The organism is Phycisphaerae bacterium, from assembly GCA_024102815.1.
GTDB lineage: Bacteria > Planctomycetota > Phycisphaerae > UBA1845 > UBA1845 > JAGFJJ01.
The window spans coordinates 135,648-149,157 of record JAGFJJ010000046.1 but is presented as its reverse complement, the minus strand read 5'-3'; the positions used below and the strand labels follow the sequence as shown (position 1 = coordinate 149,157).

4 protein-coding genes are annotated in these 13,510 nt (G+C 59.6%); 3 read left to right on the top strand and 1 reads right to left on the bottom strand.

The features are described 5' to 3' along the window. Positions 1 to 270: 270 nt before the first annotated feature. From J5J06_10770 to J5J06_10760, 3 genes are read left to right on the top strand one after another with little or no spacing between them, the layout of a single operon-like run. Positions 271 to 1,755, top strand: coding sequence for a TolC family protein (locus J5J06_10770; GenBank protein ID MCO6437560.1), 1,485 nt, complete (start codon positions 271 to 273; stop codon positions 1,753 to 1,755). Positions 1,756 to 1,758: 3 nt separating this feature from the next. After that, complete coding sequence (locus J5J06_10765; GenBank protein ID MCO6437559.1) at positions 1,759 to 3,909, top strand: efflux RND transporter periplasmic adaptor subunit; 2,151 nt, start codon at positions 1,759 to 1,761, stop codon at positions 3,907 to 3,909. Between the two features lie 44 nt (positions 3,910 to 3,953). Beyond that, entirely contained in the window at positions 3,954 to 8,033 is a 4,080-nt protein-coding gene (locus tag J5J06_10760; GenBank protein MCO6437558.1) for an efflux RND transporter permease subunit, read from the top strand. Between the two features lie 238 nt (positions 8,034 to 8,271). On the opposite strand, the gene J5J06_10755 is transcribed toward J5J06_10760, so the two are convergent. Beyond that, a complete protein-coding gene (locus J5J06_10755; GenBank protein MCO6437557.1) occupies positions 8,272 to 12,942 on the bottom strand; it encodes a putative metal-binding motif-containing protein in 4,671 nt (1,556 codons plus the stop codon). Between the last annotated feature and the right edge of the window lie 568 nt (positions 12,943 to 13,510).

Here is a 13,510-nt window from a genome sequence, read left to right as displayed (position 1 = left end):
CATATCGTCTGGTCCACACAGGTTATCTTGCGGTCGCGACTGAAAGTGAGCTTGGCCCGAGACTGACGCGTCAGTTCAGCGGGCATCTTGCCCACGGGCCTCCGCCGGCACTCGCGCCGCTCTCCGGCATCATCTTGATCATCTGATCTTTCCTGCTCATCGCGCAGGAGTGTTTCGCTGCGCGCATACCTGGATCAGGACCGCGACCACCCCGAGCTGAGGGCCACTTGGACTTGGCGGGCAATTCTCCCGAGCAGGAGAGGTGATTCCATGAATAGGTTTGTCCATCGCGCTTGTCTCGTGCGCATTTTTCTCCCGGCCGGCGTCCTCGTCACCGGATGCGCCACATTCAACAAGACGCAAAGCGAAGTGACTCGCGCTCTCCACGATTGGCAACGACCCCGGGCGGCGTGGGGGGAAATGCGACCTGCCCATCAGCAATCGCCCCCAGAGCTCGGCGAATCCAAGGAAGTCTTCTCGGCGGAACCGGCTCGACCAATTGACCAATATGTCCAACAGGCTTTGAGGAACAACCCGGGTATCCAGGCGGCCATATCCGATACCCAGGCGAAGCTTCGAAGGATTCCGCAGGTCACTTCGCTTCCAGACCCCACGATTCGCGCGGCTGTCCGGCCAGAGCCAATCCAGACGGCCGCAGGGGATATGTACTTCACACTGGGTGTTAACCAGACCATCCCCCTCCTGGCCAGGCTTGAGCGAGCGGGTAATGTCGCCGCCGCGGAAGCTCGCGTCGCGCTCGAGCAACTCAACATGCGCCGCCAGCAACTTGTCGCGGATGTCGAGACTGCCTTCTGGCAGGTTTATCGCATCGATCGCTTCCTCGAGATTACTCGCGAGAACCGGCAACTGATCGAGGATCTGCGGAGTGTCGTCGAGACGCGGTACAAAGTTGGCGGGGTTCCGCAACAGGACCTGCTTCGCGTCGATACGGAACTCGGCAAGCTTCGCGACGACGAGTTTCGTCTTGGCAAACAGAGGAATGCCGCCGCGGCTTCACTGAATCAACTGCGGGCTCAGCCAGCACAGAGCGATGTACGCCAGACTACAGCTACTCCGGCTCGCGACATCGCCGGCGATGTGGATCGCGTGATGGCGCTGGCCACCGATCACAATCCCTCGCTGGCGATGCTTCAACGGCGCATTGATCAGAACCAGGAGCAATTGGAACTCGCCCGATTGGGATACTGGCCTGATATCTCCCTGGGTTTTGAATGGAACTATCTAGAAGGCAGGGACGCGTATATTCCGCCGCTCAATATCACGACCGGTCAACGCCCCCCGATCAACCGCAAGAGCGAGGTTGGCGACGACAACTGGGCCCTGACGTTTCAAGTCAATCTCCCAATCTGGTCCGGCCGAGTTCAGGGAGCGATACATGAAGCCCGTGAACGGCTGGCTTCCTCGGAGAGCGAGTTGGCCGACGCCCGGAACAAAACCGCGTTTCGCGTGTTTGACGCCTGGTCGCGCATCCAGGCCTCTCGTCACTCGCTCGAGGTTCTGAATGCCGAACTGATCCCTGAAGCGCGTCAGGCCTACGAGGTTACGCTCATTGGCTATCAGTCGGGCAATGCTGACTTCGTTACGCTGATCGACGCATGGCGACGCTGGCTCGAGTTCGAACTGATGCGGCACCGAGAGACAGCCAACCTCGAGACGGCCTTTGCAGAGCTGCAGCGCGAGGCAGGCGTGCAACTGATACCTGACAGCGACGCGGACGCGTCGACCGGAGAATAGCCGATGACCGAAAGAGCAACTCCAACAACACAGGAGCTCCGCTCCATTCTCATGCGATGGTCCCTTGTTCTCTTCGCCTGCGGACTCTTCGCCGTTTGGGCGACCTGGCGACTGTCCGGCGCAGCCGAGCGGCTGCCATCTCAAGGAACAACGTCGACGACAAAGTCCCTCGAAGAGCGGGAAGTCGAGTACTGGACATGTTCGATGCATCCGCAAGTACGAGAGTCCCACGCGGGCAAGTGTCCCATCTGTGGCATGGAGCTCGTTCCCCAATACGAGGGGAACGAGGAAATCGGCCTCCAACCCGCGTCATCGTCGAGCCTCATGCAAACCGGGGGTCATGAACACAGTGAAAACGCGGAGGAAACTAGCCCCGACCAGGCATGGTACCGATGCACAATGCCGGAATGCGGCGATCAGGGTAGTTCCGATCCGAACAGCCGCTGCCCAGTCTGCGGCATGAAGCGCGAGCGCATCGACACCGGCGGCAACGGTACAGGCTCGTTCGAGATCAAGCTGAGCGACCGCGCCCGCCGACTTGCCGAGGTCGAAACCGAACCCGTTCGAGAGAGACTCCTATTCAGGCGCATTCGCACCGTGGGCCGGATCGCATATGACGAGACAAGATACAAAATGGTCAGTGCCTGGGTTGGCGGACGGATCGACAGGCTCTTCGCCGACTTCACCGGCATGCACGTGACCAAAGGGGATCATCTCGTTGAGATTTACAGCCCGGAGTTGCTCTCCTCGCAGGAGGAGTACCTCCAGGCCCTGCGCGCCACCCGGCCCCAAGCAGGTGCTTCCGGTACGCTGACGCGCCGCAACGGAGACCAGCTCCTCGATGCCGCTCGGCGGAAACTCGAATTGCTCGGCATCACGGACGATCAGATCGCAGCCATTGAGCGATCGGGGCAACCCTTGATGCATCTGGTCATCTACGCTCCCCTGGGCGGGACCGTTCTCGCCAAACAGGCCATGGAGGGCATGTACGTCAAGACGGGCGATCCGCTCTATACCATTGCGGATCTGCGCAATCTCTGGCTGCTCGTCGACCTTTACGAACCAGACCTGCCCTGGGTCAAGCCGTTTCAGCAAGTGCGTGTGACCACGCGCTCACTGCCCGGCGAGACGTTCACGGGAGAAATCTTCTTCGTCGATCCTTCCGTCGATCCCAAGACCAGAACGGTGGACGTGCGCATTCATGTCGACAATCCGGATTTGCGTCTCAAGCCCGGGATGTGGGTCACGGCGGAGATCGAAGCGGCATTGGGCCCCGATGGAGAAGGGACCATTCCGGCGCCGAGGGGCGCGTATGCCTGCCCGATGCATCCATGGGAAACGGCGGACGAACCCGGCCCTTGTCCGCTTTGCCAGATGACGATGGTTCCTGTCGGCGAGCTGCCCCAGTACTCGAAGCCCACCAGTCCATTCCCCGTGCTCAGCGCCCCGCGCGATGCAGTCATGCAGACCGGCGAGCGTGCGCTCGTCTACGTCGAAACGGCTCCCGCCACGTACCGCGGCGTCGAGGTCACCCTCGGTCCGCTCGCGCAGGCAGAGGACGGCGAGGGGTATTACCCGATTTTCTCCGGTCTTCGTAGCGGCGAGCCGGTTGTCACCCGCGGAAATTTCGCCATCGACAGCCAGATGCAGCTAGCTGGTAAGCCGAGTTTGTTCACGGTCCGCGGATTTGCAGTCGACGATTCCGATCCCATGAAGGCGCGTGGCGAATCCGCTCCCGTCGGTCAATCCTCTGCTGGACAGAGCGCAATCGTCCAGACGCACTGCCCGGTCATGGGAGGCGAAATCGATCCGACAGTATTTATCGATTACAAGGGTGCCAAGATCTACTTCTGCTGTTGGGGTTGTGATGAGAAGTTCCGAGCGGAACCCGAGAAGTACATTCCCAAGCTGCCGGAGTCGATCCAGAAACAGATTCGCGACGCCGATTCGCGGGATACAGAAAAGCAAACGCTTTGTCCGGTGATGGGGGGTGAGATCGACCCGAAAGTCTACACGGATTTCCACGGGGTCCGAATCTACTTTTGCTGTCCACCTTGCATCGACAAGTTCACGTCCGAGCCCGAGAAGTACATCGATAATCTTCCAAAAACCGTCGCTGAGAAGATCCGCCAGAGCCGCTCACATGGCGGCTGACTGAAAGGCCGCGCAGCGGGATCGCTCTTGCCCGGAGAGAATTCATGGTCAATGGACTTATACGCACATTTCTCAAGACGCCGCTCCTGGCCGCGGTATTGGCCGCAGCTCTGGCCATTTTCGGATGGCGGGCCTTTGAGGAGAACCCCAAGGACGCGATACCCGACATCGCTGAAAACCAAGTGATCGTGTTCAGTGAATGGATGGGCCGCAGCCCCAAAGACGTCGACGAGCAGGTTACTTATCCGCTTACCGTCGCGCTCCAGGGCGTTCCCGAAGTCAAGGAGATCCGCGCCACCAGTGGTTTCGGCTGGTCGATTGTCTACGTTGTTTTCAACGACAGTGTCGAATTCTACTGGGCGAGAAGCCGGGTTCTGGAGCGGCTTAACGTCGCGCAGGGGCAATTGCCCGAGGGTGTTTCGCCTCGGCTGGGGCCGGACGCCACGGCTTTGGGGCAGGTCTTCTGGTACACGGTCGAAAACGGGTGGTATTCACCCGACCGGCCGGGTCTGCGATTTACCTCCGACGGTCGTCTCACCGCCGCCTCCCGCGAAGCGTTTCTCAAGAGCGATCCGGGATTGCAGCCCTCTCTGCAGGACGCCGAACCATTCATCGACCCGATCAGCGGTACTCCGTTGCATTTCAGTGAGCTTTCCCTCGATCGTCTCCGGAGCATCCAGGATTTTGACGTCAAATTGGCCCTCGAGAGCGTCGAGGGAGTCAGCGAAGTTGCGAGCATCGGTGGGTTCGTGCGCCAGTACCAGATCGACGTCAATCCCGAAGCACTTCGCGCGTTCAATGCCCCTCTGTCCAAGCTCGTGGCCGCCGTTAAGAACGCCAACATCGATGTCGGCGCCAAGGTCATCGAAGAAAACGGCATGGAGATTCTCGTCCGCGGAGTGGGGTTTCTCGGCGGCAAAGAGCGAAACACGGCCGAGCGGAAAGTGCGCGAACGAGCAGTCATTCGAGACCTCGAGAATATCGTCGTTCATGCCGAGAACGGCACGCCCGTCTACGTTCACCAGGTCGCCACAGTCACCGTCGGGCCCGACTTCCGCCGTGGAGCGCTGGACAAGATGGGCGCGGAAGCAGTGGGAGGGGTTGTCACGATGCGTTTCGGAGAGGACCCCTTGTCGGTCATCGAGCGTGTGCACGGCAAGATCGATGCCGTGGAGCGAGGGCTTCCGCCCGGCGTGCGTATCAACGCATTCTATGATCGTACCGACTTGATTCACGAAACGATGGCCACGCTGACTGAAGCGCTTTCGCAGGAGCTGCTCATCACGGTGATTGCCGTGGTACTTTTCCTGCTTCATTTCCGCAGCAGCCTGGTCATTGCCGTCACGCTCCCGCTCGCTGTTCTTTCTGCTTTCATCTGCATGCAGGCGCTCGGCCTTCCCAGCAACATCATGAGTCTTGCGGGTATCGCCATCGCCATCGGGACAATGGTCGATATGGGCATTGTCATGCTGGAGAACATCTGCCAGCACCTCACGGACCGACGGGATGAATACACGGCTTTCGAAGCCGATACCCAAGGCACTCTTCGCGAGATGATCGATCATTCCCGCCGCAGGGCGATCGTAGGAGAAGCGGCCACGGAAGTTGGATCGGCCATTGTCACCGCTATCAGCACGACCGTCATTTCCTTCCTCCCGGTCTTTTTCCTGGAGGGTCAATCGGCCAAGCTATTCACGCCTCTGGCCTGGACAAAGACCTTCTGCATGGTCGGTGCCGTTCTTCTGGCACTGACAGTTGTCCCGCCTCTTGCGTCGATCATGCTAAGCAACCGGCGCCTGCCTCGCTCTTCGGCGCTCGGCGTGGCAGCTTCCTTCGGCGCTCTGGCGTTTGTCCTCTGGTGGCAGTCCGATGCAATCCATCCATTTTTCGGTACCGTTACGGCTGCTGTGAGCGATTACTTCGCCTGGCCGGGGGCGCGCGTCGCAATCATCGTCGCGGCGGCCATTGCACTAATCACTTTCCTTACACTTCGTGAGCAGATCAGGCCCATCGAGCGCAATCCGACCAGCCGATTCATCCATCGCCTCTATGTGCCCACCATACGATGGGTCCTGCACCACAAAATTCTGTTCCTCCTTATCCCTGTCACGTTCGTACTGTGGGGCTTGAGCATTTGGGTGGGATGGAGTGCGACGCTGGGCGCTGTGACAAGACCACTGGAACGCGTCGGCCTGATGCCGACGGAATGGACAGCGGCATGGTGGCTGACCCTGGCCGGTGCAGCCATATTCGCTTTCGCCGTGTTTCCGCTTGTCATCGATACGGTGCGCATCGGCTGTAGCCTCTGGCGCGGCGGGGGTTTCTTGAAAGTTGAAAGAAGGCGCTGGCTCAGCATGGCGTTTCGCATCGGCGCGTTCATCTTCGCTTTGCTGGCGATCCACTATACAGATGTGGTCGCACGGAGCAGCGAGACCCTCGCGGGAGTGTTTGCGCCGGGACTTACCCAGCCGTTCGGCGAGTACCGCCCATTGAAATCGTTGCTGGAGCGGGAGGGCATCGGCCAGGAGTTCATGCCGCCTCTCGATGAAGGCGATTTTCTCTACATGCCCAGCGTGCTCCCCGCCGGCTCCATCAACACGGTCATGGATGTCATGCAGAAACAGGACGTGCAATTCATGCAGATTCCGGAGGTGAATATGGTCGTCGGCAAGTTGGGGCGCGTGGAATCTCCCCTGGATCCCGCACCCGTCGGCATGCTCGAGACCATGATTCTCCTGAAACCACGCAGCGAATGGCCTACGATCGATGACCCCGAATTCGCCGGCATGCGCCGTAATCGAACGATGGAAGAAATCTGGGAAGATGTCAGGAAGGCGGGCAGTTTTCCGGGCGTTCTTCCCTCCGTGGAACTGCAGCCCATCCGGACGCGCGTCGAAATGCTCAGCACGGGCCTCAGCGCCAAGATCGGCCTTAAGATCTACGGCGACAGTGTGGAGCGTTGCGAGGTGCTCGCCGTCCGTATCGAGCAGCTTCTCCGAAATCGGCTCGCCCATGCGCGGGCCATCAACGCCGTGCGCACGAGTGGCAAGCCCTACCTTGAATTCCGCATTGACCGGGAGGCCATTGCCCGCTACGGCGTGAATATCGCCGACGTTCAACAGGTCATTGAAGTCGCTATTGGCGGGCGCAATCTGACGACAACATACGAAGGCCTCGACCGCTATCCGGTCCGCATCCGCTACCAACGCGAGCTGCGCGACGAAGTGCCCGACCTGGAGCGTATTCTCGTGCCTACACCTTCAGGGGCGCAGATCCCGATCACGCTTGTGGCTGACGTCCATCGCGTAACCGGGCCCATGAGTGTTCGTCGCGAAGGAACCAAGTACGTCAGTTACGTGACGATGAGCAATCAGGGAATCGATGAAACGACCTTGGTACAGAACGGACAACGAATTATCGACGACGCAGTCGTCAGCGGTGAGTTGCAGCTGCCCGAGGGCTACTACATGCGCTGGGCGGGGAGTTACGAGCGGAATATCCGGGCCAAGAGCCGCCTCGCCGTTCTCGTTCCTCTGGTGCTACTCATCAACTTCCTCCTCATCCATCTCCAATTCAAGCGGTGGCCATTGACACTGGTGATTTTCCTGGCGATTCCCGTTGCGTTTTCCGGTGGATTTATCCTGCTTGAGTACTGGCCGCAGCTTCAGAACGGGCTCTATGTCCTCGGCATGATGGATCGACCATTTCCCGGCGATAACATGTACCTCACGGTCGCCGTCTGGGTCGGATTCATCGCTCTCTTCGGTATCGCCGTTGACGATGGCATCGTCATCGGCACCTACCTGGATCAGGTGTTCGGAAAATCGCCGATCAGGCGCTATGCGGAGATCGAAGAGCGGGTGATTTATGCCGGCCTGCGACGGATTCGTCCTTGCCTCATGACAACGTTCACGACGCTGGCCGCGCTCGTACCCGTGCTCCTTGCGACCGGCCGAGGCAGTGATGTCATGACACCGATGGCGCTTCCTGTCTTCGGCGGCATGGCTGTCGCATTGGTTACCATTCTGGTCGTCCCCACTTGCTACTGTGCAATCAAGCAATGGAAGTGGAGGCTCGGATTGCCCGACCCGGACTTCGTCCCACCGGAAGAACGAATGTCGTGAGCACACGCGAGAACAGCGTGTGCGAATCTGTCAGCCACAATTCTGCAGCGAATTGGGCCTGAGGCCGACGAAAGGCATCCTGCCCTACAATAAGCCTGCGGCTTTCCGTCGACCATTGAACAGGGGGATCCCAACCTGAGACCGGCCCGAGAGTGCTACTGTTACGGAAAAAGAGCGCCCCGGTGCCGATTCAGACGGCAGCCGGGGCGCCAGGGAGATCACGTGTTCATTTCCCGAATTACTGGCAGACTTTCTCTCGGGACATGTTGCTCTCACCACTGTCCGACTTGCAAGCGCCGGTATTTTCCGTCACCTTCATCTGGATTTGCTGGCAAACCTGGTCGGCAATGAAGGCGCCAAGGCCGTTGCTCTTCAAGTCTCCCGTAATCACGAGGTAGTCGGCGAAGTGCGTATCGCACTCCGCGTCGTTCGTACAGTTGGATACCGTCTGGAGGCTCGGATTCAGAAACTGCACAATCCCGCCGAAATCGAGCGCTTCCGCCTGGAAGGGAGGCGTGTTTTCGCAGAAGCTCCGTTCAATACCTCGGCGTGCGTCGTTCATCAGAGTTTCCGTATTCAGGAAATCCAAGTCCGGGATCTGGAACGAACCACCGCACTGTTCACCCTGGTCTTCAGCCACGGAGCCCGGCGGCGGCTCGCTGATCCCGATGAGGTCAAAGCTCAACTGGGGGCGCATCTTGCCGTCGACCTCAACATTGCTCACACCGATGGAGAATTTGATGTCTAGGTCAAGGCAAGTTGACCAGAGCAGGCAGTCAGTATTGAAGGGAATCGAGTCGAGTGAACAATCGGGCACAGTGCTCAGATCGAGCTTGTCCAGATCTCCCTGGTCGCATCGATTCTCAGGGTCGCAGGCCGCATTGGGATCGCACGTGCCTTCGCCAAAACTGAAACCACCGACGTTTTCGTTGCTATCCCGGTTGGCGATGAGCGCCGCGCGCATCTCGCCGGTCCGGAAGATGATTTCCACGTTCGGCGTGTTTGGATCGTCATCCAGGTAGAATGCCGGAGGATTCTCCGCCCGGGCGTGGAGAACGATGTCCGTGTCGCGGTTGATCTTGCGATCCCGAGCCCGGCGGGCGGCGGTGATGCACGTCGTCCGGGCGAGCGTCAACGGATCGAACTGATCGAGACAGACCTGGCACCGATCAAACGCGTCGAAATCGGCCGCGTCCCGGCAGTCGCTCAGGCCGACGCACCGGGCCCGAAGGACGTCGTTGGCGATCGTCTCGCACGCTGGCAGGTAGTCGCTGAGCTTCAGCACACGCGTGAACTGCGCTCGAAGCTTCCCGGACTGAACGAGTGCTGCGAGGAACTGATTCCAGAAGTCGTCGGCAATGGCCATGGAAATGCTTCGCAGGTTGTTCGTCGGCGGCACGTTGGGCACGACCAACGGCGCGTTGGTGCTCAGGGTTCCGGTGATTGTTCCTGTTTGTCCGTCCACCAGGATTGGTTCAATCATGGCCGCTATGGAGATGGCGATACCGCTGGGCGTAATTTCTGCGTCATCCACCGTGTGCTCGAGCGCAAAGCCGAATTTCTCGCTGAGGTCTTCCCGCCCCAGAGCGAGATCGTCCGACTGGTTATTCATGCCGTCCTTGCCGGCAATCTCCTTGACAAAGGGGCATAGATCAATGCCCTGCTGTTGGATCACGAAACCTAGAATACGCGCGAAGCTGTTGGTCAGAATGTTGAGAACCGGCCGAAGCGGAAAGATGACATCCAGCAGAGTTCCAACGCTGAACAGCCCGCAACCGGTCTTTATGGCCGTGCCGATGTTTCCGCTGATGCCGATGTTGGCGTCGTCTCCGGGAATAAACCGTACCGTGAACGTTCCATCCTGCATGAGGATGTTCTCTTCACTGATATCGATTTCGATGGTGATGTCCGGAATCGATATCACGCCGTCATAGTCAACCTTCGTGCGGGAGACGCAGAAGAACCCGCAACTCGGGCTGCAGCATTTTCCATCGGCCCGCGAACTGAGGCGGAACTCGGGAATTCGCGTGCTGATGGTCACAAAGCCATCGTGCGGAACGACTTGGACATCAAAGGTTTCGGCGAATTGCTCCGGCGTTTGAGCAAGCTCTGGTGTCGTGCAGATTGTCACATTCGGATCACACGTCCACCACGGCATAGGCAGCTTCGTGCTGCAACAGAACTCGCGCGGCTGGAGCAGGCAGTTTGCAAGATTGAGACTGAATTCCCGCATCGTCTCATCAAAGAACTCCCGAAGCGCGCGATTGCCGTTGTCCAGCGTGACCGTATCGTCCAGCACCATCGTGAAGGCTCTGGGAATCTGTACGCCGTTGGCGAGCGGTGAGCGGCCCGCTACCGGTCCGCCCCCGGGGCGGAGTCCGCGGCCGGCGCTGATCACCGGTGTCGGAATCGCCGGTCCGACCACGAAAGGAACCAGATCGTGCGTGGTGTTGCCCATGATGTCGGCGGCTTGTGCGATGAGAATGTTTGGACCGGGATCAAATGATCCTCGCGTGCTTTGCGCTCCGGACAAGACCGCGGCCACGTCTGTTACGGGTACGTCCTCGTCAATCGGGATCGTCACTGTCTTGCTGTTTCCAGCACATTCCCCGACTCCCTGCTGAATTGTGGGTGGAGCCAGTGCGGCAACTTGGCCGTTGATGAGGACCTCGGCGATCTCCTCGCCAGCACAGACTTCGCCCGTGACGCGAATCTGGTCGGGTCGCAGTCCGCCGTTATCGATGATCTGCCCCTCCGTGGGACTGTTGATGGTGATCTCAAAGACGGACCATTCGCCGAGGTCCTTCCCGTCGTCATAGTGACACTCTGGGGTAAGTCGACCCGGGCGCGTGGGGATAAGGTCCTCAGAAGGTTCGCCGTCCACTTGGATGGCGTGTCCGCCGCAACCGGCGCCGACGATAGTCATCGTAAGTCGATTGGCCCCCTTGCTTTCGACCGACGACTCTGAGGACGGGATGGGAGTGTTAACGATCAGATCCTTGACGGTCATCATCTTACCGTTGACGTTGACCGGGCCGCTGAAAGGGCCGCCGGGTAGTTGCGTTGCAGGATCAGCCACAAGCTGTGGAATGATATCCACGCAGTCTACCAATACCTTGAGCGAGCGAGGGTTAATTCGCGGCATGGCCACGTCCACAACAGCTTCATCCCCCGCCGACGAGCTTACCACGGATCCGTCAGGCTGGATCACCTCGAGATAGGCGACATTGGAACAATACGCCTTTGCCGTTCGGGCTTCATCCCGGCACGTGACTTCCAGCAACGGAACTGGCGCGAAAACCTCATGCCACCGGCCCCGCGCGCGGTTGGAGCGCGATACGATCTTTAGATCTTCAGGATCGATACGACTGACAAGGTGAGCCCGCTCGTCCATCGCCACGTCGAGAACGCCAAGGATGTTCCCGTCGGGATCAAGGCCTTTCAGCACGGCCGAGCAAGTGACGTCGCCGACGCTGCCCGCTGTTTCCCACTCGATGACATGCCATCCGCCACAGTCCGCACCGGGCTCGCCCCGGCCGCGCTCGTTGACAGACTTACGACGATCAGGTGGGCCGTCATAGATCAGCGAACATTCGACAGTCAACTCCGATGCCTGGCATTCAGTTTCCGCATCGTCAATCAGTCCGTCGCAGTCGTTATCGATTCCGTCGGAGCAGCTGTTCCCGGCCGTGCGCCGCTCGGGAGAAGAGGCTGAAGGCATCGCGTTGCAGACGACGGCAGTTCCTTGAGGATTGCAGACAAACATGCCGTCACCGCGGCATGCACCCTGTCCAATGGAGCATGGCTGGCCAAGCTGGGCGAAGCCTTCATCCACGTTGCCGTCGCAATCGTTGTCCATCCCGTCACAGATTTCCGGCCTAATGCAGTTACTGTCATCGCAGTCGACAAATCCGTCGCAGTCGTTGTCGATACCGTCCCCGCAGGAGGCCTCCGGCTTTTCGGACGGGGGGAGTGGATTCAGGTTGCACTCGACGCCGCCTGAGGAGCTGCAAACATAAACGCCGGTATTTTCGCACGGCGTTCCCTGCGGCCCTACCGTACACGGCTGCCCGAGCTGCGGGAATGCCTCATCGATCATCCCATCATTGTTGTTGTCAAACCCATCGCATCGTTCCGCTGTCTGGCATTCAAGGTCTTCGTGGTCGACCAACCCGTCACAGTCGTTATCCAATTCATCAAAGCAACGTGGATCAGTTGCGGGATCGGAACCGCCCCCCTCCACCGCAACCTCCGGAGTGCCCGCCGTTGCATTACACACTACGGAGCCGTCTTGGCAAACGACGGTGCCGAGCCGTCGGCATACGCCCAGGCCAATAATGCAAGGTTCGCCGATGGCGACCGGGATGGGTTGGCAGGTGCCGCCGGTCATGCAGGTGCTTCCGACAGCCTGGGAGCCGGGTTCGTCAGGATCGCCCTCGTCGCAGGGACCCGTTACAACACCGTTGTCGACGCACGCTTGAATGACCTGATTGAAGTTCGCCGGTCCAGGAATGCAGTTGCAGCCGGGAGGAAGCTGGTTGGGGAATCGAAGGTCGCACGGCTGCCCGGTCCCCTCGCACTCACCTCGTGTCTCAAAGCCAAAAACCGGCACGGTTTCGTCCGGAATCAGCACGACATCACTGTCCGCGCCGTCTGCGGCCCCGTCACAATCATTGTCCAGCCCGTCGCCGCAAATTTCCGCCGCGCCGGGGTTCACCGTCGGCCTGGTGTCGTCACAGTCCGCCGCGGTTCCTGCACAATCATCGCAATTCTGCGTGCATCCGCCGGCTGCGTAGCCGTCCCCATCGCCATCGTTTGGGCATTGGGCCCGAGCCGACGCCGCGCCCGCGCCAACGAGCAGAAGGAGTGCCATCTGATAGGCAACATACGACAACATTACGCCCGGCATGTTCTTGCGTTTTCCAAACCCGCACATGTAGTTTCCCCGTCCGTTTGGCCCGGAGCCCGAGCCCTGATGCCGCCCAATTTCGGTGGACGGCAATCCGAAGTGCATTCATACTCTGGTAAAATGCCCGAGCCACGAATATACCGCTTCAGGTCATCGTGCTGCAATAGAATTGTCCGGATTCGCGTAGCACTGTCTTGCGACGGGCAGAAGGACGGTTGTGTGACGCCCCCCGTAACCCGCCGACAAACGATTGAGTTCCGGTAATTATCCCTCGGACCCCCGCCTTCGGTTACAAGGCGCAGGCAAGCACAGGTTCACCTTGAACCGCTGAGCTATTCGCGCGTACGTGTTCGGTTTCGGCCGGGGAAAGCGAGACTTGATTTGCCTCCCAGGATTGGAGTAGCATCTGTTGCGAATCGGGCCAATCCGCAATCCCGGCTGCGGGCGTCGTCGTTAGCGGCGGCGGCCGGACGGTCAGCCCCGACACCTTGGGGTCTTTACCTGAAATCGCGATCGTATTTCGGTTGCGCCCAACGTACGCGTGCGTAACCCGTAAGAGCGTCCGGCT

Excerpts from the sequence above, each read along its gene's own strand:
- J5J06_10765 (MCO6437559.1), top strand. The coding sequence starts at position 1,759 with ATGACCGAAAGAGCAACTCCAACAACACAGGAGCTCCGCTCCATTCTC.
- J5J06_10760 (MCO6437558.1), top strand. The coding sequence starts at position 3,954 with ATGGTCAATGGACTTATACGCACATTTCTCAAGACGCCGCTCCTGGCC.
- J5J06_10770 (MCO6437560.1), top strand. The coding sequence starts at position 271 with ATGAATAGGTTTGTCCATCGCGCTTGTCTCGTGCGCATTTTTCTCCCG.
- J5J06_10755 (MCO6437557.1), bottom strand. The coding sequence starts at position 12,942 with ATGCCGGGCGTAATGTTGTCGTATGTTGCCTATCAGATGGCACTCCTT.